Source organism: Caballeronia sp. INML2 (genome assembly GCF_023631365.1).
GTDB classification, from domain to species: domain Bacteria; phylum Pseudomonadota; class Gammaproteobacteria; order Burkholderiales; family Burkholderiaceae; genus Caballeronia; species Caballeronia turbans.
Map to the genome: position 1 here is coordinate 106,931 of NZ_JALQDH010000023.1, position 15,632 is coordinate 122,562.

The 15,632-nt window shown below is 61.9% G+C and carries 16 protein-coding genes; 10 read left to right on the forward strand and 6 right to left on the reverse strand.

The window, feature by feature from the left end; all coding sequences use genetic code 11:
• Positions 1–38: 38 nt before the first annotated feature.
• Positions 39–779, forward strand: coding sequence for a glycine zipper 2TM domain-containing protein (locus tag NCT32_RS08965; protein WP_061119680.1), 741 nt, complete (start codon positions 39–41; stop codon positions 777–779).
• A gap of 77 nt (positions 780–856) precedes the next feature.
• Here the strand turns inward: NCT32_RS08965 and pssA are convergent, their stop codons facing one another.
• From pssA to NCT32_RS08995, 6 genes are all read right to left on the reverse strand, one after another.
• Positions 857–1,723 carry a CDP-diacylglycerol--serine O-phosphatidyltransferase gene (gene pssA / locus NCT32_RS08970; protein ID WP_061119681.1) on the reverse strand — a complete coding sequence of 289 codons (867 nt, stop codon included), beginning with the start codon at positions 1,721–1,723 and terminating at the stop codon, positions 857–859.
• Between the two features lie 13 nt (positions 1,724–1,736).
• Positions 1,737–2,381 (reverse strand): phosphatidylserine decarboxylase, encoded by a 645-nt coding sequence (locus NCT32_RS08975; RefSeq protein ID WP_061119682.1) that lies wholly within the window; start codon positions 2,379–2,381, stop codon positions 1,737–1,739.
• Positions 2,382–2,498: 117 nt separating this feature from the next.
• Positions 2,499–4,199 (reverse strand): group II intron reverse transcriptase/maturase, encoded by a 1,701-nt coding sequence (ltrA, locus tag NCT32_RS08980; protein ID WP_250490107.1) that lies wholly within the window; start codon positions 4,197–4,199, stop codon positions 2,499–2,501.
• A gap of 1,093 nt (positions 4,200–5,292) precedes the next feature.
• Positions 5,293–6,309 (reverse strand): ketol-acid reductoisomerase, encoded by a 1,017-nt coding sequence (gene ilvC / locus NCT32_RS08985; protein ID WP_061119684.1) that lies wholly within the window; start codon positions 6,307–6,309, stop codon positions 5,293–5,295.
• A 71-nt stretch (positions 6,310–6,380) separates the two neighbouring features.
• Entirely contained in the window at positions 6,381–6,872 is a 492-nt protein-coding gene (gene ilvN, locus NCT32_RS08990; RefSeq protein WP_008341906.1) for an acetolactate synthase small subunit, read from the reverse strand.
• 110 nt (positions 6,873–6,982) lie between these two features.
• Positions 6,983–8,746, reverse strand: a complete 1,764-nt coding sequence (locus tag NCT32_RS08995; RefSeq protein WP_061119685.1) for an acetolactate synthase 3 catalytic subunit — start codon at positions 8,744–8,746, stop codon at positions 6,983–6,985.
• A gap of 409 nt (positions 8,747–9,155) precedes the next feature.
• Here NCT32_RS08995 and NCT32_RS09000 point away from each other — a divergent pair, with 409 nt between their 5' ends.
• The 9 genes from NCT32_RS09000 to NCT32_RS09040 all read left to right on the forward strand — a co-directional run bounded on the left by NCT32_RS09000 (position 9,156) and on the right by NCT32_RS09040 (position 15,631).
• Entirely contained in the window at positions 9,156–9,719 is a 564-nt protein-coding gene (locus NCT32_RS09000) for an RNA polymerase sigma factor (protein ID WP_061119686.1), read from the forward strand.
• Positions 9,716–10,168: a DUF3619 family protein gene (locus NCT32_RS09005; RefSeq protein ID WP_061119687.1), complete on the forward strand. Its 453-nt coding sequence runs from the start codon at positions 9,716–9,718 to the stop codon at positions 10,166–10,168. Before NCT32_RS09000 ends, NCT32_RS09005 begins: the two co-directional genes overlap by 4 nt.
• A 28-nt stretch (positions 10,169–10,196) precedes the next feature.
• Positions 10,197–10,967, forward strand: a complete 771-nt coding sequence (locus tag NCT32_RS09010) for a DUF3106 domain-containing protein (RefSeq protein WP_061119688.1) — start codon at positions 10,197–10,199, stop codon at positions 10,965–10,967.
• Positions 10,964–11,485, forward strand: coding sequence for an RDD family protein (locus NCT32_RS09015; protein WP_409219273.1), 522 nt, complete (start codon positions 10,964–10,966; stop codon positions 11,483–11,485). Before NCT32_RS09010 ends, NCT32_RS09015 begins: the two co-directional genes overlap by 4 nt.
• A 79-nt stretch (positions 11,486–11,564) precedes the next feature.
• Entirely contained in the window at positions 11,565–12,545 is a 981-nt protein-coding gene (locus tag NCT32_RS09020; RefSeq protein WP_250476846.1) for a UDP-2,3-diacylglucosamine diphosphatase, read from the forward strand.
• A gap of 48 nt (positions 12,546–12,593) precedes the next feature.
• Positions 12,594–13,625, forward strand: coding sequence for a glycosyltransferase family 1 protein (locus NCT32_RS09025; protein WP_061119734.1), 1,032 nt, complete (start codon positions 12,594–12,596; stop codon positions 13,623–13,625).
• Entirely contained in the window at positions 13,622–14,176 is a 555-nt protein-coding gene (locus NCT32_RS09030; protein ID WP_061119689.1) for a diacylglycerol kinase, read from the forward strand. The genes NCT32_RS09025 and NCT32_RS09030 overlap by 4 nt, the downstream gene beginning before the upstream one ends.
• A gap of 144 nt (positions 14,177–14,320) precedes the next feature.
• Positions 14,321–15,046 (forward strand): TetR/AcrR family transcriptional regulator, encoded by a 726-nt coding sequence (locus NCT32_RS09035; protein WP_061119690.1) that lies wholly within the window; start codon positions 14,321–14,323, stop codon positions 15,044–15,046.
• The gene (locus NCT32_RS09040) at positions 15,047–15,631 is read left to right on the forward strand and encodes a TIGR00730 family Rossman fold protein (protein WP_061119691.1); all 585 of its coding nucleotides are present in this window, start codon (positions 15,047–15,049) and stop codon (positions 15,629–15,631) included.
• The last annotated feature ends 1 nt before the right edge of the window (position 15,632 follow it).

Here is a 15,632-nt window from a genome sequence, read left to right on the forward strand (position 1 = left end):
TTGGTAGCAGCATTTCGCCTCGAAACGGAGGTTCAACAATGGATAACGGAACCAACAAACTCAGCACGTCGCCCTCTTCCGGCGGCGCTCAGCCGCCGCAGCGGCGCCTGCATCCGCTCGTCGCGACGGCAGCGGGCGCTGTGATCGTCGCGAGCCTTGCGGCCACTGCCGCGATGACGGGACTGTTCCCGAAGGCATCGAGCAATCTGGCACAGAATCCGCAGACGCAGACGGCGGCGGTTGCGCAGCAGCCGGTGGTCGAATCCGCGGCGCCCAGTGCGGCGCAGCAGCGCACCGCCGCGCAACAACAGGCGGCTCAGCAACAAGCGGCTCAACAACGAGCGGTTGAACAACAAGCAGCCCAGCAGCAGGCGCAACAGGTGCCCGCACAGCCGCAGCCCCTGCAGCCATCGTACGCGCAGCAGCCGCAGCAGCACCCCGCGTATTGCTCCGCCTGCGGAACCGTCGAGGCGATCTCCGCCGTCAAGCAGGAAGGCCACGGAACGGGGATCGGCGCGGTCGGTGGCGCGGTGGCGGGCGGTGTTGTCGGCAATCAGTTCGGGCGCGGCGGCGGCCGCACCGCGATGACGCTGCTCGGCGCGCTCGGCGGCGGCCTGGCGGGTAACTCGGTCGAAAAGCATCTGCGCAGCGAAACCGATTATTCGGTGCGCGTCCGGATGGAAAACGGCAAGACACGCACGTTCACGTACAAGAACCCGCCGCCGTTCGCGCAGGGTCAGCGCGTGCACATTCAGAACGGGACGCTGGTCGCGGGTTGATCGACGCGCATGGAGAAACAAAAAAGGCGGCAATCCGGGAGGGTTGCCGCCTTTTCTTTGCTTGAACGGATTCCGCTCTAATGCTCCCGCTGCGAACTGCGCGCCGGATTCGGCCTGCCGCGCACCGCGAGATATCCCCACCAGATGTAGCCCGAAAAGCCGTACAGCACGAACAGGCAGAACAGCATGACCGGCGGATCGGACGATACGAGCACGAACGCCACCACGATCAGCAGCACGCCCGCGAACGGCACGCGATAGCGCACGTCGAGCGCCTTGCCGCTGTAAAACGGCGCGTTCGACACCATCGTCACGCCCGCATAAACGGTCAGCGCGAACGCAACCCACGGCAGCCACACGAGCTTGAGCGGCACGCGGTTATCCGTCGCGAGCCACACGAATCCGGCGATGAGCGCCGCCGCGGCCGGCGACGGCAAGCCCTGAAAGTAGCGCTTGTCGACCACGCCGACGTTCGTATTGAAGCGCGCGAGCCGCAACGCCGCACCCGAGCAATACACGAACGCCGCGAGCCAGCCCCAGCGCCCGAGGTCCTTCAATACCCATTCGTACATCACGAGCGCCGGCGCGACGCCGAACGACACCATGTCCGACAGACTGTCGAACTGCTCGCCGAACGCGCTCTGCGTGTGCGTCATGCGCGCGACGCGCCCGTCCATGCCGTCGAGCACCATCGCGACGAAAATGGCGATGGCCGCAATCTCGAAACGGACGTTCATCGCCTGAACCACGGCGAAGAAGCCACAGAACAAGGCCGCCGTGGTGAACGCATTGGGCAGCAAATAAATGCCGCGCTTGCGCAGAAACTGCTGCCGCTTCGCGCGACGCGTCTCCACGGCGCCGACGTCCTGAGCCGCCTTGTTGCGGCGGAACGCGCGCGGAGGCGTCGCGGGCGCGCGGTTACGGCGCGGTTTAAATGCCGCCATCGCGTCCTCCGCGTTATTGCGCGAACTCGGCGAGGATCGTCGACGAAGCCGAAACTTTCTCGCCGATCGACACACGCGGGCGGCTGCCCATCGGCAGATAGACGTCGACGCGCGACCCGAAGCGGATGAAGCCGTAGCGCTGTCCGCGCGTGAGCGGCTCGCCGACGTGCACGTAGCACAGAATGCGTCGCGCGATGAGGCCCGCGATCTGCACCGACGTCACGGTATGCCCGCTCGCCGTCTGCAGCACGACCGCATTGCGCTCGTTTTCGGTGGACGCCTTGTCGACGGCCGCATTCAGATACGCGCCCGGAAAGTACTGAACCTTCGTGATGGCGCCGTCCACCGGCGAGCGCTGCGAGTGCACGTTGAACACGTTCATGAACACGCTGATCTTGAGCGCCTCGCGTCCCACGTACGGATCGTGCGCGGTTTCGACCGCGACGATGCGCCCATCGGCCGGACACAGCACCGCGTTGGGCTGGGTCGGAATCGGGCGGGCCGGATCGCGGAAGAACTGGACGACGAAAATCACGATCAGCCAGAAGAACCAGGCGAAGCCGAAGCCGCCCGTCGCTTGCACGAGGATGGCGACGACAGCCGCGATGGCAATGAACGGCCAGCCTTCGCGGGCAATGATCGGATGAGGATAGTTCATGAACGGGTTCTGTGTTTTAGGAGGGTAGCCCCCCTTCTTCGCAGAAGGAGAGCCCCCTAAGAACCGTACGTGCGAGTTTCCCCGCATACGGCTCCAATCTACGTACAAAGCCCAGCTTTATGACCGGGCCGGCTTAGTTAGCGCAATTTTACCTACATGCACTTGTCGGTGGCAGTCGGGATGCAATAGCACTCGATTGAAGAGGGCGTCGGAACCACCATGCATCCGGTACTCCAGATGATGATCGTGCCAACCGGTCTCTCGTGTCAGAGCACAGCCGCAGTGCGCACACAGCCCGCCTTGCAATAGGTATAGCGAAACCCATTGCTTGCGATGTCGCATTGATGCTTCCATGCGCGCTTGTCGCAGTTGTTCGCCATACTGCTCCCAATCAGGATCAAAAGGATTGAAGTCGCCTTTGATCTTGCGATGCCGCCTGATCGATGTACCGCGAAGCTGGTACAACTCTGTCAAGCCGTTACTGCCATCGTCTCGAACTACAGGAACAGCAAAAATCCAGTGTCGGGCGCCATCTGAATGAAAGTATTTCTTCCTCACCCATTCAGCACCCTTGTTTGGATGTCGCCGTTTTGACCACCACCAAAGTCTCCGGAAGATCAGAGACTCCATGCGGCTATACGCCTGCTTGGCTACGACGGGGCTGTGATACTGCGCCCAACCCCGTAGCATCTGGTTCAGCAATCGGATCAAATCCTCGTGCGTTACCGTCTTGTTGCCACTGATCGTTTCCGACACCTTTCGATAGAACGTCTGCACGTTCTTCTTGCTCGGCTTGATGAGCAGCTTTTCCGAATACTTCCGGAAATTCCACCCAAGGAAATCGAAGCCTTCGTCAATGTGGGTGATCCGCGTTTTTGTCTCGGACAGTTGCAAGCCCCGAACAGCAAGGAATGCTTCCACCCAAGGCCTGACCTCGTTTTCCAGAATCTCTTTCGAGTCGCCGGTGATCACAAAGTCATCCGCGTATCGCACCACATTCACTTTCAGCTTCTTGGCTTTCGCGATTCCCAACGTCGCACCGAGGTGCGCGATCAGTTCACGCTCCAGCCCGTTCAGCGTCACGTTTGCCAGCGTCGGGGAGATGATGCCTCCCTGCGGCGTACCGGCCTCAGTCGCCTGTAGCTGCCCCTTGTGAATCAGGCCAGCCTTCAACCACTTCCGGAGGATCTCCTTGTCCATCGGGACATGGCTTTCCAACCAGTCGTGGTTGATCCAGTCAAAGCAGCCTTTGATATCCGCTTCCAGCACCCATCGGGCCGAGCCCTTCTGGGACATTGCGACGAATATCTGCGACATGGCATCGGCTGTCGAGCGATTGAGTCTGAATCCATAAGAGTTCGGATCACTCGTCGATTCCGACACCGGCTCCAAGGCCAGCAGATACAGGGCTTGCATCGCCCTGTCCCGCATGGTCGGAATGCCCAGAGGGCGCTCGTTTCCATTGGCCTTGGGGATAAAGACTCTCCGTAATGGCAAAGGCTTATATCCACGCCGCTTCAACCTGCCGATGGCTTCCCACCGGCTCTCAGGCGAATCCCACAGTTCGCGATCGACTCCGGCCGTTCGCGCACCTTGGTTCTGCGTAACACGTCGTACCGCGTACCGCTTTGCGGACAACGTGCGGGTAAGCATCCGTTGCAAGGCTTTCACCCTGCGCCAGTCGCCTTCCCGCGTCGCCTTCGCAATTCGTATCTGCATCCCTCTCACGTTCCGTCCGACGCGACGCCAATCTACGGCGTGCCAGTTGTCAGGCACGTGGGAAAGCGCAGATCCATCCTTTCGGACAGATACTCTCATGCTGCTCTCCTACCTTGGGTTGATCATTCCCGCAGCAGAAGGCGCATCTTCCCCAGCGGGGTAGACACACCCCGCTGGGAAACAACAGTTGAACAAATATGGACGCATGCGCCCATATGTCATCCTGGTACTACGCACGAACGCGAGCGCTCGTGTCTCACCAAGTCACAAGGTCTGTCAGCCATCTTGCGACGGTAGACCAGACGGAAGTCTGCCCGCTTTCGCGTGGGATGATGTCTCAATCCCTATCCGGACCATTACAGCCCGTCATTCGCTTTCTCCGTCATCCTCTACCCGCATCGTCAACAGCGTTCCTTGCGGGCCGCCTGCCAGCCCAACTGCACTGGCAACGATACGGGCTTACCGTGTTCCCGGCCTGCCACATGACTGACGTAGGTTCTGCCTTTCCCCCGGCGGTCCTCAGACGACGTAACCCGAATTTCAAGCGAGTTATCCGACCGCACACCGTTTTGGTTAATGCCTATCAGCAGCTTTGGCATCGTCCTACTTACGAGGTTTATCAGCAGTTCACTTCCGTTAACCGTATCAGCCAGCCTAGCGCCTCAACCCCCTTGCTGCTAGGAGTCTCCGAATACCTGTTTCACAACAGGCAGTCACCCAAACTTCGGGGGCTACATTGTCAGAGAAGCTTCACACCCCACCGTTGCCAGTGACGCATGTCCTCTTAGGCTACTGCTGGTCGTACAGCAGGTTCTCTACCTCATAGGGACTAATCCCGTGAGGTTGAACAATGACAAACCGAGCTTGCGCTCGACCTTCCCTGAAATCACATACGCCAATCCGCTTTGTTAGCGGAGTTGAAGCCGCTAACTGGGCGGAACCTGACGGTAATCAGGTCAATGCAATTACGCGCAAGGGTCCGAAGACTCCTGCGCATCTACAGCTACGATTCCAAGCCAAACGGCGCTCGGTTTCGTTTGCTACACAAGGGGTGGCCCAAGGTGCCACCAATGGGACGGCTTGCGCCGTCCAGTCGATGCGACTCACGTCGCACTAAAAACCGTAGGATAGCAAAAGCCGCCCGGCGCACAGGGCTGCCGGACGGCTTTCGATTCAGCAAAAATCGTGACGCTTAGTTCTTCGACTGGTCGACGAGCTTGTTCTTCGCGATCCACGGCATCATCGCGCGCAGCTTCTCGCCGACTTGCTCGATCTGATGCTCGGACGTCAGGCGGCGGCGCGATTGCAGCGTCGGCGCACCGGCACGGTTCTCGATGATGAAGCTCTTCGCGTATTCGCCGGTCTGGATGTCCTTCAGCACGGCCTTCATCGCCTTCTTCGTCTCTTCCGTGACGATGCGCGGACCCGTCACGTATTCGCCGTATTCGGCGTTGTTCGAGATCGAGTAGTTCATGTTGGCGATGCCGCCTTCATAGATCAGGTCGACGATCAGCTTCAGTTCGTGCAGGCACTCGAAATACGCCATTTCCGGTGCGTAGCCCGCTTCCACCAGCGTTTCGAAGCCGGCCTTAATCAGGTCGACGGTGCCGCCGCACAGAACCGCTTGCTCGCCGAACAGGTCGGTTTCGGTTTCTTCACGGAAGTTCGTCTCGATGATGCCCGCACGGCCGCCGCCGTTGGCCGCCGCGTATGACAGCGCCACGTCACGCGCCGCGCCCGACTTGTCTTGCGCCACCGCGATCAGGTGCGGCACGCCGCCACCCTGGCTGTACGTGTTGCGAACGGTGTGACCCGGCGCCTTCGGCGCGATCATGATGACGTCCAGATCCGCGCGCGGAATCACCTGACCGTAGTGCACGTTGAAGCCGTGGGCGAACGCGAGCGCCGCGCCCTGCTTGGCATTGTCGTGCACTTCCTTCTTGTAGACCTCGGCGATCTGCTCGTCGGGCAGAAGCATCATGACGACATCGGCGCCCTTCACGGCTTCGGCCACTTCCTTCACCTTGAGGCCCGCGTTCTCGGCCTTGCTCCACGATGCGCCGCCCTTACGCAGACCCACCGTCACGTTTACGCCGCTGTCCTTCAGGTTCAGCGCGTGTGCATGGCCTTGCGAGCCATAACCGATGATGGTGACTTGCTTGCCCTTGATGAGGGAGAGGTCGGCGTCCTTGTCGTAGAAAACTTTCATGGTGGTTCCTTGAGTCCTGATGCGTTGAATGGTTGCGCTACGTGTGCTGCAAATGAATGGGTGAGGCGCCGTTACACCTTGAGAATCCGCTCGCCCCGGCCGATGCCGGAGCTGCCCGTGCGAACCGTTTCGAGGATCGCAGTGGCGTCGAGCGCCTGAATGAACGCGTCGAGCTTGTCGGACGCGCCGGTCAGTTCCATCGTGTAGGTCTTCTCGGTCACGTCGATGATGCGGCCGCGGAAGATATCCGCCATGCGCTTCATCTCTTCACGTTCCTTTCCGACCGCCCTTACCTTGATGAGCATCAGCTCGCGCTCGATGTGGGCGCCCTCTGTCAGGTCGACCACTTTCACCACCTCGATCAGGCGGTTCAGGTGCTTCGTGATCTGTTCGATCACGTCGTCCGAGCCAATGGAAACGATGGTCAGCCGCGACAGCGAACTGTCTTCGGTCGGCGCCACCGTCAGCGTTTCGATGTTATAGCCGCGCGCCGAAAAGAGCCCGACGACACGCGATAACGCGCCCGGCTCGTTTTCCAGCAAAACGGAGATGATGTGTTTCATTGTCGTGATTCCCGAATGTGTCCAGAAGTGGCGTGTGTTCGAAAAACCCGCGCGCAGCGCATGTCCTTTGTGAAGACAGGCGCGCGCGAGCCTCGCGAGACAAAGCCGCGTTATAGATCCTCAGAGCCGAGCAGCATTTCCGTGATGCCTTTGCCTGCCTGCACCATTGGGAATACGTTTTCGGTCGGATCGGTCTGGAAGTCGAGAAATACGGTGCGATCCTTCAAACGCAGCGCTTCTTTCAGCGCCGGTTCGACGTCCGCGGTTTTTTCGACACGAATGCCGACATGGCCATACGCTTCAGCCAGCTTCACGAAGTCGGGCAGCGCGTCCATGTACGAACTGGAATAGCGCTTCTTGTACTCGATCTGCTGCCACTGGCGCACCATGCCGAGATAGCGGTTGTTCAGCGAGATGATCTTGACGGGCGTGTTGTACTGCTTGCACGTCGAGAGCTCCTGAATGCACATCTGGATGGAGCCTTCGCCGGTGATGCAGACGACTTCGTCGTCCGGAAAGGCCATCTTCACGCCCATCGCCGCCGGCAGGCCGAAGCCCATCGTGCCGAGGCCGCCCGAGTTGATCCAGCGGCGCGGCTTGTTGAACGGATAGAACTGCGCCGCCCACATCTGGTGCTGGCCGACGTCCGAGCACACGAACGCGTTGCCGTCGGTGAGCTCCCAGAGCTTCTCGACGACGTACTGCGGCTTGATGATCTCGCTCTTGCGGTCGTAGGACAGACAGTCCTTCGCGCGCCAGCCTTCGATCTCGTCCCACCATTGCTTGAGCGCCTGCGCGTCCGGGCCGTGCTCGGCGTGCTGAAGCTGCTCGATCAGCTCCTTCAGCACTTCCTTCACGTCGCCGACGATCGGAATATCGACCTTCACGCGCTTGGAAATGGACGACGGATCGATATCGATATGGATGATCTTGCGCGGCGACGACGCGAAGTGCTTCGGATCGCCGATCACGCGGTCGTCGAAGCGCGCGCCGATCGCGATCAGCACGTCGCAGTTCTGCATCGCCATGTTGGCTTCGTACGTGCCGTGCATGCCGAGCATGCCAAGGAATTTCTTGTCGGACGCGCGATAGCCGCCGAGGCCCATCAGCGTATTGGTGACCGGATAGCCGAGCAGATCGGCGAACTGGTTCAGCTCGCGCGAGGCATCCGCGAGAATGATGCCGCCGCCCGTATAGATGTACGGACGCTTCGCCGACAAAAGCAGTTGCACCGCCTTGCGGATCTGGCCCGAATGACCCTTCGTGACCGGGTTGTACGAACGCAGCGACACGCTCTTGATCGGCTCGTACTTGCACGGCGCCTTCGACACGTCCTTCGGAATGTCGATCAGCACCGGGCCGGGACGGCCGGTACGCGCGATATAGAACGCCTTCTTGACCGTCGCGGCGAGGTCGCGCACGTCCTTCACGAGGAAGTTGTGCTTCACGCACGGGCGCGTGATGCCGACGGTATCGCACTCCTGGAATGCGTCGAGGCCGATGGCCGCGGTGGGCACCTGGCCGCTGATGACGACGAGCGGAATCGAATCCATGTAGGCCGTGGCGATGCCGGTGACGGCATTGGTGACGCCCGGGCCCGATGTCACGAGGCACACGCCCACATTGCCCGTCGAGCGCGCGTAGGCGTCGGCGGCATGCACGGCGGCCTGTTCGTGACGCACGAGGATGTGCTGAATCTGGTCCTGCTTGTACAGCTCGTCGTAGATGTAGAGTACCGAGCCGCCGGGATAGCCCCAGATGAATTCGACGTTCTCGTCAGCGAGCGCGCGCATGAGCACGGTGCCGCCGATGGAGTCAGCTTCGTGAGGGGGTGTGGTATCCGACGTGGAGAATTCCGCGCTAGGCATGTTCATTCATCACCTTTCGAATTTTCGGCAAAAAATTGATCGGGTGCTCTCTGCCGGGCTTGTGGCTCGGGTTCAAGCGGCGCGTCTAGGTTTGACAGGCGAACTTCATGGGCTCGCCTCAAAGCAGACATTTCACTGATGATGCGAGTCAGAAAATGTAACAGCGCGGCGCGCGGCGGGTCAAGCAAAAAGTTACCGAATTCGCCGATCGCACCGACGGCGCGCCCCCAAGGGTGAAAGCGGCTTGCAAGCACAACCTGTCGAATGAACGGTCAATCGGTCGTGCGAAGGTCGGAAGTGGCAACAAAACCTCTCAATCGCTCCGGATGCGGCGAAACTTTGCTAGGATTCGCAGGTTTTCCCAGAACTCCACGATCCCTTTCGACGCAAGTTCGTTGCGCCGGGTCCCCAACGGATGGCATCAGACAAGGAACTCGCCGACTTCCTGGCGAGCGTCGAAAGACGCGCGTTCAAGCAGACCGTGTACACCGTTCGCGACGACGACGCGGCGCTCGACATCGTGCAAGACGCGATGATCAAGCTGGCGGAGAAGTACGGCGACCGCCCATCGAGCGAGCTTCCGCTTTTATTCCAGCGTATCCTTCAGAACGCGACGCACGATTATTTCCGTCGCCAGAAGGTGCGCAACACCTGGGTCAGCCTCTTCTCGTCCTTCGGCAACGCCGACGACGACGAATTCGACCCACTCGAAACCTTCGAATCCGAGGACAGCGCGGTCGGCAGCGAAAGCAGCGAGAGCCGTCTGGAGCGCGAGCAGGTATTGAATCTGATCGACGCCGAAATCCAGAAACTGCCGGCGCGTCAACGGGAAGCGTTTCTCATGCGTTACTGGGAAGACATGGATGTCGCTGAGACGGCCGCCGCGATGGGGTGCTCCGAGGGCAGCGTGAAGACACATTGCTCACGCGCTACGCACGCTCTCGCACAAGCCCTGAAAGCCAAAGGGATCACGCTATGAGTTCCGCTCTTGAAACGAAGGAAAACGAGTTCGCGCTGAAGGTCGTGCGCGCGCTGGACGAGAACACGTCGAATATTCCGGCTGCCGCCGTCGACCGGCTGCGCGAGGCGCGCCGTGCCGCGATCGCGCGCAAGAAGCCGGAGAAAGTGGCCGTGGCGATGGCCGCGCCCGCGTTCGCGCCGGCTCTAGCAGGCGCGGGCGCCACGCTCACGACGGGCGGCACCGACGACGATCGTCGTCCGAAGGGACTGCTCGCACGCCTTGGCGGGCTGGGCCTCGCTTGGCCGCTCGCGGCGCTCGTCATCGGGCTGGCGGGCATCGCGTATTGGGAAGATCAGCAGCGTAAGGCGGAACTCGCCGATATCGACGCGGCCATGATGAGCGACAGCCTGCCGATCGACGCCTATCTGGATCACGGGTTCAACGCGTATCTGACGCGCAATCATTAAGCACTGAGTACAGCGGGGGAATTTTCGGGTGAGTTACAAGCGCGGTCTCGCGATTGTCTTCGGTTGCGCGATTGCGGGCCTGGTTGCCTTCGCCGCGACCTATCCGCGCTTTTATTCCCCCGCCGCCGTCCCGCCTTCATCCGCCGCGGCGCCGAGCGGCGGCTCCGGCACGACGGCCGATTCGAACGCCTCGACGCTGTCCGCGCTGGCGTCCACCGGCCCGCTCTCCTGGAGCCGCCTCACCGAAGCGCAGCATGCGGCGCTCGCACCCTTCGCGTCGCAATGGGATTCGTTCTCCGACGAGCGCAAGCAGAAGTGGCTGAAGATCGCGTCACGATTTCATCGGATGTCGCCCGAGGCTCAGAAGCATCTGCATCAGCGCATGGAGGAATGGGTGCGCCTCACGCCCGACCAGCGCAAGGTCGCGCGCGAGAACTATCAGGTTTCCAAATCGGTGCCGCCGGACAAGCGCGAAAAGGCGTGGGACGCCTATCAGAAGCTCTCCGAAGAGCAGAAGAAAAAACTGGCCGCGAGCGAGCACGTGCGCCGGCCGACGATCGTCTCCGCGCCGCCTACGGGCAAGACCGAAGTGAAGGACATCAATCGCCTCGTCACGGCGCGCGAGCAAGGGCACGCTCCCGGACATGCGGAAGGCGGATCGGGTGCGGCAGCCGCGCCGTCGGCGCCCATCTCCGGCGTGCCGACCCAACCCGCTATTCCGAACGCCGCGAGCATCGTCCCGGCCACACCGATTCCGGTATCGCCGCAACAGGCGCCTTCGATGTACAACGGCTCGTGAGCGCTCAGCCCGCAGTCGTCACCGTCGACCCGATGCGCGCGCCCACGCTGCGCCGCCGCCTCGCAACGATGCTCTACGAAAGCGTGATCCTCTTCGGCGTGGTGTTCCTCGCCGGCTATCTTTTCAGCACGCTCACGCAGCAACGCAACGGCCTCACGCATCACAACTGGCTGATGTCGTGGATCGGCATCGTGCTCGCGGCCTACTTCGTGTATTTCTGGACGCACGGCGGCCAGACCCTGCCGATGAAGACCTGGCGCGTCAAGGTCGTCGATGCGCAGGGCCAGCCCGTCGGACCCGCGCGCGCGTTCGCGCGCTACGTGCTCGCGTGGCTGTGGTTCCTGCCGCCGCTCGCGCTGCATCCGCTCTTCTCCCTCGCCGTACCGCAGACGCTCGCCGTCTTCGCGGCGTGGGTCGCGCTGTGGGCCGCCGCCGTGTGGCTCGATCCGGCGCGCCAGTTCCTCCATGATCGCCTCGCCGGCACGCGCATCGTCGCAGTACAACGTCCTGCCAAGTAATAAGAACTTCTCGTGACTGTCACGGCTCGGTCACAGCCGCATGGCGCAATGCGCATACCGAAACCCGATGCGCGAGCCAATGGCCTTCAACTCGTCAGTTCACCCGGCAATCGACCCGCCCTCCCCCTTCAGCTTCGACAATAGCGAGCGCACCGGTCCCTTCGCACTGCGATCCGAGTCCACCGAATCATCCGAGTCTGCTTCCGCTGGCGCGCCGGGCTTGTCCGACTCGCGCGCCACGGCGTCCGTCCATCACGACGATCTCGCTGATTCGGCCGATAAGCCGCACCGGTATCGCACGATCTGGCTCTCGGACATCCATCTCGGTTCCGGCGGCTGCCAGGCGCACTATCTCCTCGATTTCCTTCGGCACCACGAATCGGAATATCTGTACCTCGTCGGCGACATCATCGACGGATGGCAATTGCGCAAAGGCTGGTTCTGGCCGCAGGCGCATAACGACGTCGTGCAGAAGATCCTGCGCAAGGCGCGCAAGGGCACGCAGGTCGTCTACATCCCCGGCAACCACGATGAAGCCGCGCGGCAGTTCTGCGATCTCGCGTTCGGCGACATCCACGTGCGCGGCGAGGCCTTCCACACGACCCTTGCGGGCAAGCGCCTGTGGATCGTACACGGCGATCTCTTCGACGGCGTGATCCAGCACGCAAAATGGCTCGCCTATCTCGGCGACACCGCCTACACGGCGATCCTGCTGCTCAACCGCTGGTTCAATCGCGTGCGCACGAGGCTCGGCTTCAATTACTGGTCGCTGTCGCAGTACCTGAAGCATCAGGTGAAGAACGCGGTGAACTTCATTTCCCAGTTCGAACGCGTGATGACCGACGAAGCACGCCGCCGCGGCTGCGACGGCGTCGTATGCGGGCACATCCACAAGGCCGAGATCCGCGACATCGACGGCATTCTCTACTGCAACGACGGCGACTGGGTCGAGAGTCTCTCGGCGCTCGTCGAAACCTATGACGGCGAACTGAAGGTCGTCTACTGGACCGTGATGCGCTCGCCGGAAGCGCGCCTGACGCGCGCACGCGCGACCGTCTAGCCATCGCGCCACGCCATGACAGGCAACACCAACTCTGGGCCGCATCCGATGAAAATCATGATCGTTACCGACGCATGGGAGCCGCAGGTCAATGGCGTCGTGCGCACTCTCACGCAAACGACGAAGGAACTCACCGCGCTCGGTCATCGCGTGGAGTTGCTCACGCCGCTCGAATTCAGAACGATTCCTTGCCCGACCTATCCCGAGATTCGCCTGTCGCTGCTGCCGGGCCGGCGCGTCGCCGAGCGTATCGACGCATTCGCGCCGGACGCGCTGCATATCGCGACGGAAGGCCCGCTCGGGCTCGCTGCGCGCTCGTATGCGCTGCGTCACAAGCTGCCGTTCACGACCGCATATCACACGCGTTTTCCGGAGTATGTGAAAGCGCGCTTCGGCATTCCGCTCGCGATGACGTATCGCTTTCTGCACTGGTTCCATCGCGACTCGCAGGCGGTGATGGCGCCGACGCCCGTCGTCAAGAGCGACCTCGAACGCTTCGGCTTCGATAACGTCGTGCTGTGGACGCGCGGCGTCGATCTCGACATCTTTCGTCCAATGGACTCGAAGGTGCTCGACACCGCGCGGCCGATCTTTTTGTATGTCGGGCGCGTCGCGGTCGAGAAGAACGTCGAGGCGTTTCTGAAGCTCGATCTGCCCGGTTCGAAGTGGGTCGCGGGCGAAGGCCCGGCGCTCGCGGAGCTGAAGTCGCGCTACACGAACGTCAACTATCTCGGCGTGCTGTCGCAGCCGGAGCTGGCGAAAGTCTACGCGGCGGCGGACGTATTCGTCTTTCCGAGCCGCACCGATACCTTCGGCCTGGTGCTGCTCGAAGCGATGTCCTGCGGCACGCCGGTCGCGGCGTATCCGGTGACGGGCCCGATCGACGTGCTCGGCGAACACGGCCCGGGCGCGCTCGACGAGGATCTGCGCGAAGCCTGCCTGCAAGCGCTGAAGATCGAGCGCGCCGATGCGCGCGCGTGGGCCGAGCGCTTCTCGTGGCGCGCGGCGTCGGAGCAGTTCGCCTCGCATCTTCGGCAGTTCGAGTCGCGCGCCGCCAGTTCGGACCGGGCGGCCGCATGACGCGACGCGCCGTGGCGCAGGAGAAAGCCGAAGCGAACGCGCGCGCCGGGTCGTACGCGGCGGCCCGCGCGCACGATCCGTTCGACGACGACATTGAAGAGATCGACGATACGCCGTCTCAGCCGACCGAGCCGCTCGGCCCCGACGACCTGCCCTTCAATCCGTACAAGGGCAACCGCGGCTTCACGCGCGCGTGGCACGCGATGAAGAATTCGCTCTACGGCTTTCGCGTCGCGATCCGCGAGGAAAGCGCGTTTCGGCAGGAGCTGACGCTGGCCGCGATCCTGCTGCCATGCAGCCTCTTCGTACCGGTCGCGCCGGTCGAGCGCGCGGCGCTGATCGCGTCGGTGCTGCTGGTGCTCATCGTCGAATTGCTCAACTCGAGCGTCGAGGCGGCGATCGACCGCATTTCGCTCGAACGCCACGAACTGTCGAAGCGGGCCAAGGATTTCGGCAGCGCGGCGGTGATGGTCGCGCTCGGCGTCTGCGTCATCACGTGGGGCCTGATTGTGTGGCCGCTTGCATCCGCGTGGCTCGCGCGTATCTTATAAAAGAGAGGAGCCGCGCGCAAAGCCCGCGTCCGTGCAGCCGAACGACCGGTTTATAATCGTCCGACATTCTCAAAAATAGCAACGGAAGCGGCCGCGCGAACGCTCATCCCGAGCCGACGCGGCCCGATCCCAAGGTCGGACGACATGGAAGCCAAACCACCCCGCCGCACCCGCGAACGGATACTCGAGCTGTCGCTGAAGTTGTTCAACGATATCGGCGAGCCGAACGTCACCACGACGACGATCGCCGAAGAGATGGAAATCAGTCCGGGTAACCTGTACTACCATTTCCGCAACAAAGACGACATCATCAACAGCATCTTCGCGCAGTTCGAGCAGCAGATTCAGAAGCGCCTGCGCTTTCCTGACGATCATCGCCCGACGATCGACGAGATGTGGTCGTATCTGCAATACATGGCGGATTTCCTCTGGACTTACCGCTTCCTGTATCGCGACCTGAACGACCTGCTCGCGCGCAACCGCACGCTGGAAACGCACTTTAAGCAGATCATCACGCACAAGGTGCACTTCGCGAGCCAGTTGTGCGAGGCGCTCGTCGCCGATCAGGAAATGGTCGCGACGCCCGAAGAGATCAAGGTGATCGCGACCAATATCGGCGTGATCGCCACGTACTGGCTTTCGTACCAGTACGTGATGAATCCGCGCAAGTACAACGATCAGGAAGCGATCCGCGCCGAGCTGCATCAGGCGAGCCTGCATATCATCTCGATCATGGCGCCGTATCTGCGCGGACGCTCGCGCCAGTTATTCGATGACCTCGTTTCCGGTAAGCTTCCGAAGCGCGAGTATGCGGACTTCCTGCCGCCGCGCGACGAGGTATCGAAGACCGAAACAAAGGATTCCAGATAAATGAAGGCAGTATGTGTCTATTGCGGCTCCTCGAACGGAGCCCGCCCCGTCTATGCGCAAGCGGCCAAGGCGTTCGGCCGCGCGCTCGTCGAGAACGATCTTTCGCTCGTGTATGGCGGCGGCCGCGTCGGACTGATGGGCCTCATCGCCGATGAAGTGCTCGCCGCGGGCGGCCGCGCAGTGGGCGTGATTCCCGAGCTGCTGCTCGCGAAGGAAGTCGGCCATACCGATCTTACCGAACTGCACGTCGTGCCCGATATGCACGAGCGCAAGAAGAAAATGGCCGACCTCTCCGATGCGTTCGTCGCGATGCCGGGCGGCGTCGGCACGTTCGAGGAGTTTTTCGAGGTCTACACGTGGGCGCAGCTCGGATATCACCAGAAGCCGGTCGGCCTGCTGGACGTGAACGGCTACTTCGATCCCCTTTTGGCGATGCTGCGCCATACCGTCGAAGAAGGTTTCATGCGGGCGCCGTATCTCGACATGATCCAGGTCGCCGCCGAACCCGCCGAGATGATCGGCAAACTCGCGCGCTACATTCCGCCCGCGAACGACAAGTGGTCCGAAAAGCGCAACGCCGTCTAAG